This window comes from Gymnodinialimonas sp. 202GB13-11 (assembly GCF_040932485.1).
GTDB lineage: Bacteria > Pseudomonadota > Alphaproteobacteria > Rhodobacterales > Rhodobacteraceae > Gymnodinialimonas > Gymnodinialimonas hymeniacidonis.
Genome location: NZ_JBFRBH010000001.1, coordinates 1,376,251 through 1,390,568 on the forward strand (window position 1 = coordinate 1,376,251; position 14,318 = coordinate 1,390,568).

15 protein-coding genes are annotated in these 14,318 nt (G+C 60.3%); 11 read left to right on the forward strand and 4 right to left on the reverse strand.

From position 1 onward, the window contains the following. Positions 1-49: 49 nt before the first annotated feature. Complete coding sequence (locus tag V8J81_RS06925; RefSeq protein WP_368475014.1) at positions 50-1,240, forward strand: trans-sulfuration enzyme family protein; 1,191 nt, start codon at positions 50-52, stop codon at positions 1,238-1,240. Here V8J81_RS06925 and V8J81_RS06930 read toward each other — a convergent pair. Next, on the reverse strand, positions 1,237-1,530 hold the full coding sequence (locus V8J81_RS06930) for a response regulator (RefSeq protein ID WP_368475015.1): 294 nt from the start codon (positions 1,528-1,530) through the stop codon (positions 1,237-1,239). The two genes, V8J81_RS06925 and V8J81_RS06930, sit on opposite strands and share 4 nt — an antisense overlap. A gap of 336 nt (positions 1,531-1,866) precedes the next feature. On the opposite strand from V8J81_RS06930, the gene V8J81_RS06935 reads away from it, so the two are divergent. The 7 genes from V8J81_RS06935 to phoB all read left to right on the forward strand — a co-directional run bounded on the left by V8J81_RS06935 (position 1,867) and on the right by phoB (position 9,197). After that, positions 1,867-2,904, forward strand: coding sequence for an ATP-binding protein (locus tag V8J81_RS06935; RefSeq protein WP_368475016.1), 1,038 nt, complete (start codon positions 1,867-1,869; stop codon positions 2,902-2,904). A 138-nt stretch (positions 2,905-3,042) separates the two neighbouring features. Beyond that, positions 3,043-4,080 (forward strand): substrate-binding domain-containing protein, encoded by a 1,038-nt coding sequence (locus V8J81_RS06940; RefSeq protein WP_368475017.1) that lies wholly within the window; start codon positions 3,043-3,045, stop codon positions 4,078-4,080. 75 nt (positions 4,081-4,155) lie between these two features. Beyond that, a complete protein-coding gene (gene pstC / locus V8J81_RS06945) occupies positions 4,156-5,607 on the forward strand; it encodes a phosphate ABC transporter permease subunit PstC (RefSeq protein WP_368475018.1) in 1,452 nt (483 codons plus the stop codon). Continuing rightward, the gene (pstA, locus tag V8J81_RS06950) at positions 5,607-6,962 is read left to right on the forward strand and encodes a phosphate ABC transporter permease PstA (RefSeq protein ID WP_368475019.1); all 1,356 of its coding nucleotides are present in this window, start codon (positions 5,607-5,609) and stop codon (positions 6,960-6,962) included. Before pstC ends, pstA begins: the two co-directional genes overlap by 1 nt. 23 nt (positions 6,963-6,985) lie before the next feature. After that, positions 6,986-7,783, forward strand: a complete 798-nt coding sequence (gene pstB / locus V8J81_RS06955; protein ID WP_368475020.1) for a phosphate ABC transporter ATP-binding protein PstB — start codon at positions 6,986-6,988, stop codon at positions 7,781-7,783. Positions 7,784-7,799: 16 nt separating this feature from the next. After that, positions 7,800-8,510 carry a phosphate signaling complex protein PhoU gene (gene phoU / locus V8J81_RS06960; protein ID WP_368475021.1) on the forward strand — a complete coding sequence of 237 codons (711 nt, stop codon included), beginning with the start codon at positions 7,800-7,802 and terminating at the stop codon, positions 8,508-8,510. After that, entirely contained in the window at positions 8,511-9,197 is a 687-nt protein-coding gene (gene phoB / locus V8J81_RS06965; protein ID WP_368475022.1) for a phosphate regulon transcriptional regulator PhoB, read from the forward strand. Here phoB and V8J81_RS06970 read toward each other — a convergent pair. The 3 genes from V8J81_RS06970 to V8J81_RS06980 form a co-directional block, all read right to left on the reverse strand. Beyond that, a complete protein-coding gene (locus V8J81_RS06970; RefSeq protein ID WP_368475023.1) occupies positions 9,189-10,118 on the reverse strand; it encodes an amidohydrolase family protein in 930 nt (309 codons plus the stop codon). The two genes, phoB and V8J81_RS06970, sit on opposite strands and share 9 nt — an antisense overlap. Positions 10,119-10,224: 106 nt before the next feature. Beyond that, a complete protein-coding gene (locus tag V8J81_RS06975; protein ID WP_368475024.1) occupies positions 10,225-10,566 on the reverse strand; it encodes a RidA family protein in 342 nt (113 codons plus the stop codon). Then, positions 10,563-12,464, reverse strand: a complete 1,902-nt coding sequence (locus V8J81_RS06980) for a propionyl-CoA synthetase (RefSeq protein WP_368475025.1) — start codon at positions 12,462-12,464, stop codon at positions 10,563-10,565. The genes V8J81_RS06975 and V8J81_RS06980 overlap by 4 nt, the downstream gene beginning before the upstream one ends. Positions 12,465-12,572: 108 nt before the next feature. On the opposite strand from V8J81_RS06980, the gene V8J81_RS06985 reads away from it, so the two are divergent. Genes V8J81_RS06985 through V8J81_RS06995 form a run of 3 tightly spaced genes read left to right on the forward strand, consistent with a single transcriptional unit; the run spans position 12,573 to position 14,285 of the window. Beyond that, positions 12,573-12,971 (forward strand): rhodanese-like domain-containing protein, encoded by a 399-nt coding sequence (locus V8J81_RS06985; protein WP_368475026.1) that lies wholly within the window; start codon positions 12,573-12,575, stop codon positions 12,969-12,971. A 60-nt stretch (positions 12,972-13,031) separates the two neighbouring features. Further along, the gene (gene aroQ, locus V8J81_RS06990) at positions 13,032-13,463 is read left to right on the forward strand and encodes a type II 3-dehydroquinate dehydratase (RefSeq protein WP_368475027.1); all 432 of its coding nucleotides are present in this window, start codon (positions 13,032-13,034) and stop codon (positions 13,461-13,463) included. Positions 13,464-13,481: 18 nt separating this feature from the next. Continuing rightward, positions 13,482-14,285: a helix-turn-helix transcriptional regulator gene (locus V8J81_RS06995; RefSeq protein ID WP_368475028.1), complete on the forward strand. Its 804-nt coding sequence runs from the start codon at positions 13,482-13,484 to the stop codon at positions 14,283-14,285. The last annotated feature ends 33 nt before the right edge of the window (positions 14,286-14,318 follow it).

The following is a 14,318-nucleotide window of genomic DNA, read 5'->3' on the forward strand; positions in this document are numbered from 1 at the left end:
CTTGCGCGACTCCCCCAAGGTTTTTCGGGTAAGACGAAAGGGTACAGGGATGAGTGACGGGCGGAATGAGAAACCGGCAACTCTGGTGCGGCGCGCGGCGCTGCGCGAAGGGGTCAGCCGCCCGGTTGCGACACCAATCCAGCCTTCGGTGGTTTATGCCTCCCCTTCGATCCAGACGCTCCACGCACAATACGAAGGTGGGGCTTATGGATACACCTACGCCCGTGAAGGGCACCCGAATGCAGAGCTTCTGGCGCGCAAGATCGATGCGATGGAAGGGGCCGAGGGCGGGCTTGTTCTGGGGTCAGGCATGGCGGCAGTGTCGGCCACGATCCTCGGGCTTTTGGGGCAGGGCGATCATATCCTGGGCGGTAACCAGCTTTACGGGCGCTCGCTGCGATTGATGCATCAGGATCTGGCCCGCTTTGGGATTGAAACCTCGGTTGCAGACCCGACAGATGTGGAGGCGATGCGGGCGGCCCTGACTCCGAAAACCAAGATGATCCTGGTCGAGGTGATCTCGAACCCGACGCTTCGGGTCGCGGATATGGAGGGGATCGTCGCGCTCGCGAAAGAGGCCGGCGTGATCCTTGCCGTGGATAATACCTTCACGACACCGCTTGGCTACAAACCGCTCGACGCCGGGGCCGATATCACGATCCATTCGGTTACCAAATTGCTGGCTGGCCATTCCGATGTGACGCTTGGCTATGTAGCGGCGCAGGACCCGGACAACATGCGGGCGATTTATGATTTCGCCGTGACCGTCGGCATGACACCTGCACCGCAGGAATGTTGGCTGGCCGAACGCGGGCTCTACACTTTCCCGCTGCGGTTGGAGAAAGCGCAAGAGAACGCCACAGCTTTGGCCGATTGGCTGGCAGAGCATCCAAAGGTTGCGCGCGTCCTATACCCCGGGCGAGCCGATCACCCGGATCACAGCCGCGCCGCTGCCCTGACTGGGGGTGTTTACGGGAACATGGTCAGCTTCGAGCTGATCGATCCGACAGAAGCCGCAGCTGATCGCATGATCCAGGCCGCGCCCGATCTGCCCTTTGCCCCGACGCTTGGCGATGTGGGCACCACGCTCAGCCACCCGGCTTCCTCGAGCCATCGCGGCTTGACGTCTGAGGGCCGCGCAGCACTGGGGATCAGCGACGGGTTCTTCCGCGTCTCGGTAGGGATTGAGCCAATTGAGCTGTTGATTGCAGATTTCGAAACGGGATTGGCCGCGGTTTAAACCGTATGGAGCGTGCTGGACGCCCCAAGCGCTATGACATCCAGATCAATGCAGCCCGCCTGGGCCATCATCTCGGCCCGGATCAACGGGATATCCGGCATAGCGGAGGCCAACATCAGGTAGCGCCCGGCGAAACGGCGCTTTTGCAATATGCGCAGCAGGTCGATTGCATCGAACCCCGGGGAGATCAGCGGTGAAAGCACCAGATCGGGTGCCGCTGGCCCTGAGAATGCTTGGTTTTCAATATCCGCGATCGAGACATGTTGCACCCGCGCGTCAGGCGCCAGCACGTGCCTTGGTATCCGTTCTAGCACACGGGCAGGAACGGAGACTGTCAGGGTATACTGGGGTTTAGCGACAGGTGGCAACTCACCGTCGAGGGGTGTCCATCGGAGCAGGGGTTGGTCGTTTAGCATGATGGCCCACCAAAGGCGCGCAAGGTCACCACGATGGTGCGTCCCTTTGAACCGCGTCTACCCCAGATCATTACAGGCAAAACGTGTTCTTTGCGAGTGCAAGTATTTCCAGCGCCGACACCGGCACCATTGCGCCACCTCTAAGAATCGGCGCAATTCAAAGCGACGTCGCAAGTTGCGCAGGTTGAGGACATGGACGACAGAATTCCAATGATCGACACCATCCTCAATGCCGTGCCGGACCCTCTGCTTCAGATCGACGGCCTGGGGAATATCGCCAACGCGAACGAACCGGCACTGATCATGCTTGGCGATTGGATCCTCGGGCGCAGCCACGGAACCGTTCTGCGCCAGCCCGCACTACAATCGCGCATCGAGGCTGTGCAAAGTGGCGATGCAACGGCTGAGGCGCGGTTCGAACGGTCCGAGCAATCCGGAGTGACTGAATACAAGGTCCGCATAACCGCCCTGCAAGCGGACGGTTCCCGTGGACTACTTCTGCACTTCACAGACGTCACTCATTTGCGCGAAGCCGAAGAAATCCGCCGCGATTTCGTAGCCAATGTCAGCCACGAATTGCGCACGCCGCTGACGGCTGTTCTGGGCTTCATCGAGACACTCCGTGGTCCGGCTAAAGATGATCCCGCAGCACAGGAACGGTTCCTGTCGATCATGGAGGAAGAGGCGCAGCGCATGAACAGGCTCGTCTCCGACCTTCTGTCGCTCAGCCGGGTGGAAGCCGCCGAACGGATGCGTCCCAGTGACGTGGTCGACCTGGATGGCCTGTTGCAAGCCAGCCTCGCCTCGCTACGGCCCCGGGCCGAGGAAACCGGCAACACGCTGAGCCTCGAAATCGATCCCTCCGCCACAAGTGCCGCCAGCATCATCGGAGAGCGGGACCAATTGATGCAGGTCTTCCTCAACCTCACCGAAAACGCGATCAAATATGGTGGACCAGACAAGCCTGTGACGCTTCGGATCAGCCGGGGCGAGGGCAGGGGCCTTATGCGTGGACCATTCGTTCAAGTTGATGTGACGGACCAAGGCGACGGCATCGACGGCCAGCATCTGCCGCGTTTGACGGAGCGTTTCTACCGTGTCGACACCCACCGTTCGCGCGAAATGGGGGGCACGGGCCTTGGGCTGGCCATTGTGAAACACATCGTCAATCGCCACCGGGGACGGCTCAAGATCACGTCCGAGAAGGGCAAAGGCAGCACCTTTTCTGTCCTTCTCCCGGCGAGCTGACGCAACGGCAGCGCACCCTGTCATAAAACTGTTACGCAACCGTCACAAAAGCATAGCGAGCCGTCTTTAGGCGGGTCGGCAACGGGGGCGAAATGCGCCTTCGGGATGTCTGACAAACCAAGTGGAGAATGTTCCAACATGTCTTTCGCAAAGCTTAGCGTTTCTGTTCTGGCCGTGGCTGCCGTATCCGCAACCGGGGCCGCCGCCCAAAGCCGCGACAACGTCCAGATCGCCGGTTCCTCGACCGTTCTGCCCTATGCCACCATCGTGGCCGAAGCCTTTGGCGAGAACTTCAGTTTCCCAACCCCGGTTGTGGAATCCGGAGGCTCCTCCACCGGCCTGCGCCGTTTCTGCGAAGGGGTGGGCGAGAACACGATCGACATCGCGAACTCGTCGCGCTCGATCCGCGAAAGCGAAGTCGCGACCTGCGCCGAAAATGGCGTGACCGACATCATCGAAGTGCGCTTTGGCTATGACGGCATTGTCTTCGCCTCCGACATCAACGGCCCGTCCTTTGAATTCAGCCCCTCCGACTGGTATCTCGCACTGGCCGCTGAACTGCCAGTGGACGGCGCGATGGTCGCGAACCCGAACACCAACTGGGCAGAAGTAAACGGCGACCTGCCGGATCAGGAAATCTCTGCCTTTATTCCCGGCACCCGCCACGGCACGCGCGAAGTGTTTGATGAACGCGTGATCTTGCAAGGCTGTGAAGACACCGGCGCAATGGCTGCGATGATGGAAATGGGCATGGACGAAGATGCGGCGGAAGAGGCCTGCATGGAAATCCGCGCTGATGGTGTCTCGGTCGACATCGACGGCGACTACACCGAAACGCTGGCCCGCATCGACGCGGATGCCAATGGTGTCGGCGTCTTCGGCCTCGCCTTCTATGAGAACAACACCGACCGCCTGCAGGTCGCCACAATGAACGGCGTGGTGCCAACGGTTGATGCGATTGCAACCGGTGAATACCCCGTCTCGCGCCCGCTGTTTTTCTACATTAAGGCCGCACATCTCGACGTAATCCCGGGCCTTCAGGAATATGCCTCCTTCTTCGTCAGCGAAGATATCGCGGGGGATTGGGGCCCGTTGGCCGCTTACGGTCTCGTATCCGATCCGGAGCTTGCCGAGACGCAGGCAGTGGTCGCCAATCGTGTGCTGATGGGCCAGTAAGCCCAACTGCTTGAACCGACAGGGCAGGGCCGCTAGACGGCCCCGTCCGCACCCCAAACCCACCGGAACGCTGCCATGCTCTGGATTCTTCTCGCCCTGATTTTCCTTGGTGCGCTCGGCTATGTGCTGGGGCGTCAGAGGGCGATGGCCAGCGCCGGGGGTGACCGCCGGGAACTCCATTCGCTGCCCAACTATTACGGCCTCAACGTCACACTCCTGACGCTGGTGCCCGCGCTGCTGGTTTTGGGACTATGGCTCATCATCCAGCCCATCGCGGTTGAGCGCATTGTCGAACGCCAGATCCCCAATCCATACATGGAGCAGGTCGAAAACCCGACCCTTCTGATGACCGAGGTGCGCAGGTTGGCGGGCGGCATCGACGCCGCTATTGATCGGGGCTTCCTGAGTGCAGACGACGCGTCAAACCTCGCGTCCGACAACGACATTCGCGCGCAACTGGCCGAGGCCGGTGTGGCCCTCGGCGCCGATGTCAGTGAAACGGTTCTGGAGGCCGCGCAAAACTTCCGCGATCTCAACGCCACTGGCGGCACATGGATGCTGGTCGTTGTCTTCGCGCTCGCCTTCGCGGGCCTCGCCTATGCTTACGTGCGCACCCACAAGGATCTGCGCGCTCGCAACCGGGTGGAATATGCGATCCTGTCCATTCTCGTGGTCGCCTCAACCCTCGCAATTCTGACAACCGTAGGCATCGTCCTGTCGATGCTGTGGGACACGCGGAACTTCTTCCAACTCTACCCTTGGCAGGATTTCTTCTTCGGCCTGGAATGGCGGCCATCGTTTGAGGGCAATTCCGAACTTGGCCTGATCCCACTCCTCTGGGGCACGCTCTACATTTCGCTGATTGCACTGCTCGTGGCAGTCCCCATCGGCCTCTTCGCCGCCATCTACATGGCAGAATATGCCACCAAGCGCGTCCGCTCCATCGCCAAGCCACTGATCGAGGTGCTCGCGGGTATCCCTACGATTGTTTACGGCCTTTTCGCCCTCATCACCGTGGGCCCCATGTTGCGCGATTACTTCGCCCAACCGCTGGGGCTGGGGGATTCATCATCCTCCGTCATGACCGCAGGCATCGTCATGGGAATCATGCTGATCCCCTTTGTCTCCTCGCTCAGCGATGACATCATCAACGCCGTTCCCCAATCCTTGCGTGATGGCTCCTACGGCCTCGGTGCCACGCAATCGGAAACCGTGAAACAGGTCATCCTGCCCGCAGCCCTGCCGGGCATCGTCGGCGCAGTCCTGCTAGCCGCCTCCCGCGCGATTGGTGAGACGATGATCGTGGTTCTTGGAGCAGGGGCCGCGGCCCGGCTCGACCTCAACCCGTTTGAGGCCATGACAACCGTGACCGTGAAGATCGTGGGCCAGCTCACAGGCGATACCGACTTTTCTAGCCCCGAAGCGCTGGTGGCCTTCGCACTGGGTCTGACGCTCTTCGTCATCACGCTCGCGCTCAACATCTTCGCGCTCTACATCGTCCGCAAATATCGGGAGCAATACGACTAATGACCGATATGCCGATCTCCACCGCGCCCAAACGCTCGCTCTACGCGCAAGACGCCCGCACGCAAAAGCGCAACCGGGCAGAAGCGCGCTTCCGCGCCTATGGCATGGCTGCTGTCCTCACCGGCATCCTTGCGCTTGTGGTGCTGCTGACCTCAATCCTCGGCAACGGCCTCAGCGCGTTCCAACAGACCTATATTTCCTACCCGATCACGCTGTCCGAAGACCGGCTCGACCCACAAGGCAACCGCGACCCTGAGGAAATGGCCGCCGTCACCACGTTCGGCTACCTCCCCGTGATCGCCATGTCGCTGCAGCAGCACCTTGAAGCTGAGGGGATTGACCCCGGGATGGGCGGACGTGAGCTGGCCGCCATGCTGTCCGAGGAAGCACCCGCACAAATCCGCGCCATGGTACTTGCTAATCCCGAGCTTGTCGGCACCACCATCGACGCTGAGATCCTAGCCGGCGGCCGCATCGACGGCTTTTTCAAAGGCCGCGTGACGATGGAGAGCGCCGAGAGGGACCGCAACGTGTCCGTCGCGCAATTGGAACTGGCGCAAGTGCTCGTCGAAGCCGGCATGATGGACACCCGCTTCAACTGGGATTTCATCACCTGGCCCGATGCCTCCGGTTCTCGCCCCGAAGCGGCGGGTCTCGGCGTCGCCATCATCGGCTCATTCTACATGATGCTTGTGGTCTTGGCCCTCGCACTTCCCATCGGTGTGGCCGCGTCCATCTACCTTGAGGAATTCGCCCCGAAAAATCGCCTTACGGACCTGATCGAGGTGAATATCTCCAACCTTGCCGCCGTGCCCTCCATCGTTTTCGGTATCCTCGGGTTGGCCGTGTTCATCAACTTCATGAATTTCAACCAATCCTCGCCGCTTGTCGGCGGCTTGGTCCTGACGCTCATGACCCTGCCCACAATCATTATCGCCACCCGTGCGAGCCTGCGTGCCGTGCCGCCGTCGATCCGTCAGGCCGCCCTAGGCTTGGGCGCGTCCAAGATGCAGAGCATCTTTCATCACGTCTTGCCGCTCGCCATGCCCGGCATCTTGACCGGCACGATCATCGGCCTGGCGCAGGCCCTGGGCGAAACCGCACCGCTTCTGCTGATCGGTATGGTCGCTTTCGTCCGCGAATATCCCGATTTCCTGTCGGGCCATTCGAACACATTCCCCCTGATGGGCGACGGCGCCACCGCCTTGCCCGTGCAGGTCTATAGCTGGACACAACGCTCCGACCCCGCATTCGTGGAACGGGCCTCGGGCGCGATCATCGTGCTGCTTGTGTTCCTCTTGATGATGAACCTGATCGCCATCCTGCTGCGGCGCCGGTTCGAAAGACGGTGGTGACAAGGTCCATGGAAGGCGCGAACATGAACGAGATGACCGAGATTGACCAAACCGTCGCAACCGATGCGCTGAAGATGAAAGCGCGCAGCGTGGATGTCTTCTATGGCGACAATCACGCAATCAAAGAGGTTGACGTTGATATCGCCGACAAGACCGTCACGGCCTTCATCGGCCCGTCCGGCTGCGGCAAATCCACCTTCCTTCGCGTGCTGAACCGCATGAATGACACGATCGACATCTGCCGTGTCACCGGTGACGTGACCCTCGAAGGCGAGGATATCTACGACCCCAAGGTCGACCCCGTGCAGCTGCGCGCCAAGGTCGGCATGGTGTTCCAGAAACCCAACCCGTTCCCCAAGTCGATCTTCGATAATGTCGCTTACGGCCCCCGCATCCACGGGCTGGCGCAGAACAAGGCGGATCTTGAAGGCATCGTTGAAAAGTCGCTGCGCCGCGCGGCCCTCTGGGATGAGGTGAAGGACCGTCTGACAGCGCCGGGCACCGGCCTCTCAGGTGGCCAGCAACAGCGCTTATGCATCGCACGCGCTGTGGCAACCTCACCTGAGGTTCTGCTGATGGATGAACCGTGCTCGGCGCTTGACCCCATCGCCACCGCGCAGGTCGAGGAACTTATCGACGAGCTCCGCAGTCGCTTCTCTGTCGTCATCGTCACGCACTCCATGCAGCAGGCAGCGCGCGTGTCGCAGAAGACCGCCTTCTTCCACCTCGGCAACCTCGTGGAATTCGACGACACCGACACCATTTTCACCAACCCCAGCGATCCGCGCACGGAAAGCTACATCACCGGCCGTATCGGCTAAAGACAGGGCAGGGGCCATGGCACATTCAGACCATATCGTCAGCAGTTTCGACCGCGACCTTGAAGGCATTCAGGCCAAGATCATGCGCATGGGCGGCATGGTCGAAGAGGCGATCAGCAAATCCGTTGAGGCCCTGGAGGCCCGCGATGTCGAGCTCGCGAAGACTGTGCGCAAGGCCGACAAGGCCATCGACGCGCTGGAAGAGCAGGTGAATGAGGATGCCGCGCGCATCATCGCCCTGCGGCAGCCCATCGCGTCCGATCTGCGCACCGTGCTGACCGTCTTCCGCGTCTCCGCCAACCTCGAACGCATCGGCGATTATGCCAAGAACATCGCGAAGCGCAGCCAGTCGGTGATCGAGTTGGAACACGTTCCGGGCACGGCAAAGGCGCTCAAGCGTATGGCGCGGCAGGTTGAATTGATGCTGAAAGACGTGCTCGACGCATACATCCAGCAAGACGCCGATCTGGCCGAAGATGTCCGCCAGCGCGATCTGGAAGTTGATCAGATGTATTCCGCGCTCTTCCGCGAATACCTCACCCACATGATGGAAGATCCCCGCAACATCACCACCTGTATGCACCTCCATTTCATGGCCAAGAACATCGAGCGCATGGGTGACCATGTGACATCTGTGGCCGAGCAGGTGATCTACCTTGTGACCGGTGAAATGCCCGACGATGACCGTCCGAAAGAGGACAAGACACCTTACGTTCAGGGCACATAAATGGCTGGCGAACCCCTTGTTCTGGTGGTGGAGGATGAACCCGCACAGCGCGAGGTTCTGGCCTACAACATTCGCGCCGAGGGGTTCGAGGTGCAGACCGCCGCAGCAGGGGATGAAGCCCTGGTCGCCGTACAGGAAACGCCGCCCGATGTGATCGTCCTCGATTGGATGCTGCCCCATGTTTCGGGTATCGAGGTTTGCCGTCAGCTCAAGATGAGCACCGACACCGCGAAAATCCCGATCATCATGCTCTCCGCCCGATCTGAGGAGGTCGACAAGGTCCGCGGGCTTGAGACCGGGGCCGATGATTACGTCACCAAACCCTATTCCGTGGCCGAGCTTCTGGCCCGCCTGCGCACCCAACTCCGCCGCGTGCGTCCATCCACTGTGGGTGAACGCCTCGAATACGAAGATATCAGTGTCGATCTGACCGAACATCGCGTTTATCGCGGCGGTGACGAACTGCACCTCGGCCCGACCGAATTCCGGCTACTCAGCGCCTTCATGGAACGCCCGGGCCGGGTCTGGAGCCGCGAGCAATTGCTGGACCGCGTCTGGGGCAGGGACATCTATGTCGATAGTCGCACGGTCGATGTTCACGTCGGCCGCCTGCGTAAAGCGTTGAAAGCAGGTGAGGCCGGCGACCCAATCCGCACGGTGCGCGGCGCTGGCTATTCGTTAGGTTAACTTCACGCCGTAAGCCGTTGCTGCAGAAAGCAAAAACACTGCATCGTGCTGTTCGGAAAGGATGCCGCCCGCAATCTCTTCAATGCATGCCTGATACCGTTTCGCCAGCTTCTCCACCGGGTAATTGCTGCCCCACATGACCCGATCCGCGCCGAAACTCAGCATGATATCGTCGACATAAGGCTGGATCGCTTCGACCCCGAACCGATCCCAACCGCTGTCATACATGCCCCAACCGCTTAGCTTGATCCAGGTATTCGGACGTGCAGCCAGCATCCCAACGGCCTTGTTCCACAACTCATACCCCTCTGCGCGTTGGTCATATGGGCACAACGCATGGTCGATGATGACCCGCAGGGCAGGGGTCGCAGATAGCGCCTCCAGCGCCTGTTCGGCCTGCTCAGGATACATCTGCAAGTCAAAGGTCAGCCCATCGCCTTCAAGTCGTTTCAACCCCTCACGCCATTGATTTTCGGCCATAAAGTCGCGCGGTGCAAAGGTCAGATCGGGTCGATGCGCCAACCGTCCAACGATCTGGCGCACACCACAAAAGCCGTTATACGCGCCGTGTCGTGCGAGCGTCTCTGCCAAATCACCGGCGCTCAGGTCCGCAAGCCCGACAATCCTCACAGTGTGATCGCACCGATCCGCCTCGGCCTGCACGAAGGCCGTCTCGGCCACAGGATCAGGCAACGCGCCGTCCGTTTGCACGTGCACGGACGCTCGGGGCGCAACTTCGGCCTCAGCCAGAAACTCCTCCATCAGGTAATCACGCTGGATCGGCGTCGGATCGCCAAACGGTTTCGGAGCGCCGATGTCGCGCAACCATCCGTACCCAATCTCGTCGCCACGTGTATCGGGCGCCCAAACGTGGTGGTGCGCATCAATATAACCGGAAGGGAGGAGATCATTCAGCGCCATATCTCATAGTCCATTTCGCCAGTAATCATGATTATGTTAAATATGCAGTATGCCGGGAATGTATAATAACCCCAATGGCTTAGACGTTTGCTCACGCGTGAGCAGCTTACGCAACCGCCGCCGTGACGATCATCTCCACCTTCAGCACGTCCCGCGCCAGCTTTGCTTCGCCACAGGCGCGCGCCGGTGCATGGCCCTCAGGCACCCATGCGTTCCACACTTCGTTCATCGCTGCGAAGTCGGCCATATCGGCCAGCCAGATCGTCACCTGAAGCATATGCTCGCGGCTGGAACCGGCTTGTTTCAGCAAAGCATCGACACGACGCAGGCATTCAACCGTTTGCTCCGTGATATCCGCACCCTCGCCCACTTGGCCGGTCAGATAAACCACACCATTGTGCTTCACGATCTTCGAGGACCGGACACCCGGCTCAATTCGTTCGATCATCCGACCAATCCCTTCGTTTTCAAGACATCCGTGATCTCATCCAGGATCGCCGGGTCGTCAATCGCAGCTGGCATCTTGTAGCTCTCAGCATCCGCAATCTTCTGCATCGTTCCACGCAGCACCTTCCCAGAGCGTGTCTTGGGCAACCGTTTGACACCCACAGCCGTCTTGAAAGCCGCCACAGCACCGATCTCAGCCCGAACCATTTTCACCAGTTCGGCGCAGATCTCATCCTCAGGCCGGTTTACGCCAGCCTTGGTCACAAAGAACCCCAGCGGCATCTGGCCCTTCAATTCATCCGCTTTGCCCACAACAGCGCATTCAGCGACATCCTTATGGTGCGCCAGAACCTCTTCCATAGCGCCCGTGCTCAACCGATGGCCCGCGACGTTGATGATGTCATCGGTGCGCGCCATGATGTGCAGATAGCCGTCTTCATCCAGAATGCCAGCATCCGATGTGGCATAATATCCTGGAAAATCATTGAGATAGCTCGACCGAAACCGATCTTCCGCATTCCACAACGTCGGCAGGCAACTCGGTGGCAAAGGCAGTTTCACCACGATATTCCCAAGCGTTCCGTTGGGCACAGGCGCGCCGGAATCGTCCAACACCTGCACGTCATAGCCCGGCATGGGAACGCCCGGAGAGCCATGTTTTACAGGCAAGGCCTCGATCCCCATGGGCACCGCGGAAATGGCCCATCCGGTCTCTGTCTGCCACCAATGGTCGATGACCGGCACGCCCAGATGTTCCTCGGCCCATTGCAGTGTTGCGGGGTCCGAACGTTCGCCGGCAAGAAACAACGATTTCAGCCCACTCAGGTCATAATCGGCCATCAACGCCGCCTCAGGGTCCTGCCCCCGGATCGCCCGGAACGCTGTGGGTGCAGTGAACAGCACCTTGACGTTGTGCTCGGAAATCACCCGCCAGAACGCGCCAGCGTCGGGCGTGCCGATGGGCTTTCCCTCGTAGACCAGCGTCGTGCAACCCGCCAGCAGCGGCGCGTAGCAGATGTAGGAATGGCCCACGACCCAGCCAACGTCCGAGGCCGCCCAGAACACATCGCCCGTATCGACGTCATAGATGTTCTTCATCGTCCAGTTCAGCGCCACCATATGGCCGCCGGTATCGCGCACCACGCCTTTGGGCTGACCCGTCGTGCCAGACGTATAAAGGATATAGGCCGGGTCAGTCGCCTTGACCTCAGCACAGGGCGCTTTCCGACCCTCTGCACGAGCCGTGGCCATTGCGTCGGCCCAATCCAGATCGCGGCCTTCGGTCAGTGCACAAGACTGAACCTCGCGCTGAAGGATCAGACATGCATCCGGCTTTACCTGAGCAATATCAATCGCTTCATCCAGCAACTTCATGTAATCGATGACGCGCCCCGGCTCGATCCCACAGCTGGCCGAGATCACCGCCTTCGCGCCCGCATCGTCGATCCGTGTCGCCAGTTCCGGCGCCGCAAAGCCACCGAACACCACCGAATGTACCGCCCCAATCCGCGCGCAGGCGAGCATGGCCATCACCGCCTCAGCGACCATGGGCATATAGATGATCACGCGGTCCCCCTGCCCCACGCCCATGCCCTCGAGCACGGCGCCAAGGGTGGCGACCTCATCCTGCAACTCGGCGTAAGTGATCTTGCGCTTGGTGTCCGTCACCGGGCTGTCGTAGATCAGCGCGAGCCTGTCACCGTGCCCGGCCTCCACATGGCGGTCCACCGCGTTCCAGCAGGTGTTGCAGGTCGCATCCGGGAACCAGCGGCCATAGACGTCCGCGTTGCCGTCAAAAATCACCTCAGGTGCCTTGATCCAATCGATCCCTTTGGCGGCCTCCACCCAGAAATCCTCAGGCGCGGCAGCCCAGGCCGCATAGGTGTCTTTGTAGCTCATCTCGGTGTCCCTCCCGCTGCGCCTTGGCGTGTATTCGGCAGTCATGTTGCAACCCGGGCGCGAGGGGGTCAATCTGCGTTACCGCCAACTGTGACGAAAGGGACAGGCATGACGCTGACCACCACCGCGGCTGAGATGGTTGCCGCCGCCCGCGCCCGTATTGATGAGGTCGAAACAAAGGACCTGATCGCGCAGCTGGATGATCCCGATCTGGTCGTGGTCGACATTCGCGACATCCGCGAACGCCAGCGCACGGGCTTCATTCCCGGATCGGTCCACGCCCCACGCGGCATGATCGAATTCTGGATCGACCCCGACAGCCCCTATCACAAGGCCGTCTTCGCGCAGGAGGGCAAACGCTACGTCTTTCACTGCGCCTCAGGCTGGCGCTCGGCGCTGACAGTGGCCACGCTGCAGGACATGGGATTCCCTGCCGCCCATCTGCGCGAAGGCTTTTCCACCTGGGCCGATCAAGGCGGTCCGGTCGAACAGTCAGACAAGGGTTAACGACGCTTTGACGCGGCCCGGCACTTGATTATAAAGTGCCGTCAAAGGGATAGGACTAAAATGAAATTTCTGGTGCTCAACGGCCCCAACCTCAACCTCCTTGGGGAGAGAGAGCCCGAGATTTACGGGGCCAAGTCGCTTGCCGATATTGCGGCCGAATGCGCGGCGTTGGCCAATGATTTAGGCTGTGAAGTTGAGTTCCGCCAATCGAACCACGAAGGCGGCCTTGTCGATGCCCTTCACGATATTCGCCACACCCATCAGGGCGTGGTGATCAATGCGGGTGCCTACACCCATACGTCGATCGCGTTGCGGGATGCGATCAGTGGGATCGCCCTTCCCACGGTCGAGCTACACATTTCCAATACCCATGCCCGCGAAGACTTTCGCCATGCCTCCATGCTTGGCGGTGTCTGCCTTGGCATTATCCAAGGTTTCGGAACGGCAGGTTACGGCCTGGCAATCCGCGCCCTTCACACTCACCTTTCATAAGCGTTTAGGATCCCCTTCATGAAACGCCTTCGCCCCTATTTGCAAATGACCACCGTCGAAGATCTGTGGTCCCATCACACCAAGGTTCTGGCCTCTTACGGCTTTGACCGTGTCTTCTATGCATTCAACGCCTTTCGGGGTGCCGGCCTGTACGACAACCCTGAAGATGCGCTTTTGCTCACCAATATGCCCACGGATTACATGGAGGCCTATGTTGGCGGGGGCATGTTCCGGGACGGTGTCATGATGCGGTGGGCCGTGGACAATGTCGGCGCGGCCTCCTGGCGGGATGTGTTTCAGTCCATGGTCGGTGACACCCCCACCAAGGGCGAACTCGCCATGATGGAGTTGAACCAGCGCCACGGCATGACAGCCGGTTACACGATCAGTTTTCCCATGGCGATCAAGAACTCGAACGCGGGCATCGGCCTGGCGGTCAAGAAAGGCATGGGCCAGGACGAGGCTGATGCGATCTGGGAAGAGCATGGTGCGGACATCGAGACGATCTGCCATGTCGCCCATCTGTGTATTCTGCAACTGCCCGCCACCGGTCAGCGCAAACTTCTAACCCCCCGCCAATCCGAGGTGTTGGAGCTTGTGGCCGACGGCAAGACAATGGCCGACATCGCGCTTCTGCTCGAACGCAACGTGGCCACCGTCGAAAAACACCTGCGCGGCGCACGTGATGCCTTGGGGGTCGAAACCACGGCCCAAGCGGTGCGCAAAGCGTCGATTCTCAACCAGATTTTCCGACTCGACGACAAGGAAGATCAAACCCCGCGCCTACCACATTTGACCGGTTCCGTCGGCGATCGGCGCTAAACCTGTCCTTTTCGACAGGTTTTTGACCGAATG

What these genes read in the sequence shown, in the direction of transcription:
- V8J81_RS06925 (WP_368475014.1), top strand. Translation starts at nt 50, where the DNA reads ATGAGTGACGGGCGGAATGAGAAACCGGCAACTCTGGTGCGGCGCGCG.
- V8J81_RS06935 (WP_368475016.1), top strand. Translation starts at nt 1,867, where the DNA reads ATGATCGACACCATCCTCAATGCCGTGCCGGACCCTCTGCTTCAGATC.
- V8J81_RS06940 (WP_368475017.1), top strand. Translation starts at nt 3,043, where the DNA reads ATGTCTTTCGCAAAGCTTAGCGTTTCTGTTCTGGCCGTGGCTGCCGTA.
- pstC (WP_368475018.1), top strand. Translation starts at nt 4,156, where the DNA reads ATGCTCTGGATTCTTCTCGCCCTGATTTTCCTTGGTGCGCTCGGCTAT.
- pstA (WP_368475019.1), top strand. Translation starts at nt 5,607, where the DNA reads ATGACCGATATGCCGATCTCCACCGCGCCCAAACGCTCGCTCTACGCG.
- pstB (WP_368475020.1), top strand. Translation starts at nt 6,986, where the DNA reads ATGAACGAGATGACCGAGATTGACCAAACCGTCGCAACCGATGCGCTG.
- phoU (WP_368475021.1), top strand. Translation starts at nt 7,800, where the DNA reads ATGGCACATTCAGACCATATCGTCAGCAGTTTCGACCGCGACCTTGAA.
- phoB (WP_368475022.1), top strand. Translation starts at nt 8,511, where the DNA reads ATGGCTGGCGAACCCCTTGTTCTGGTGGTGGAGGATGAACCCGCACAG.
- V8J81_RS06970 (WP_368475023.1), bottom strand. Translation starts at nt 10,118, where the DNA reads ATGGCGCTGAATGATCTCCTCCCTTCCGGTTATATTGATGCGCACCAC.
- V8J81_RS06975 (WP_368475024.1), bottom strand. Translation starts at nt 10,566, where the DNA reads ATGATCGAACGAATTGAGCCGGGTGTCCGGTCCTCGAAGATCGTGAAG.
- V8J81_RS06980 (WP_368475025.1), bottom strand. Translation starts at nt 12,464, where the DNA reads ATGAGCTACAAAGACACCTATGCGGCCTGGGCTGCCGCGCCTGAGGAT.
- V8J81_RS06985 (WP_368475026.1), top strand. Translation starts at nt 12,573, where the DNA reads ATGACGCTGACCACCACCGCGGCTGAGATGGTTGCCGCCGCCCGCGCC.
- aroQ (WP_368475027.1), top strand. Translation starts at nt 13,032, where the DNA reads ATGAAATTTCTGGTGCTCAACGGCCCCAACCTCAACCTCCTTGGGGAG.
- V8J81_RS06995 (WP_368475028.1), top strand. Translation starts at nt 13,482, where the DNA reads ATGAAACGCCTTCGCCCCTATTTGCAAATGACCACCGTCGAAGATCTG.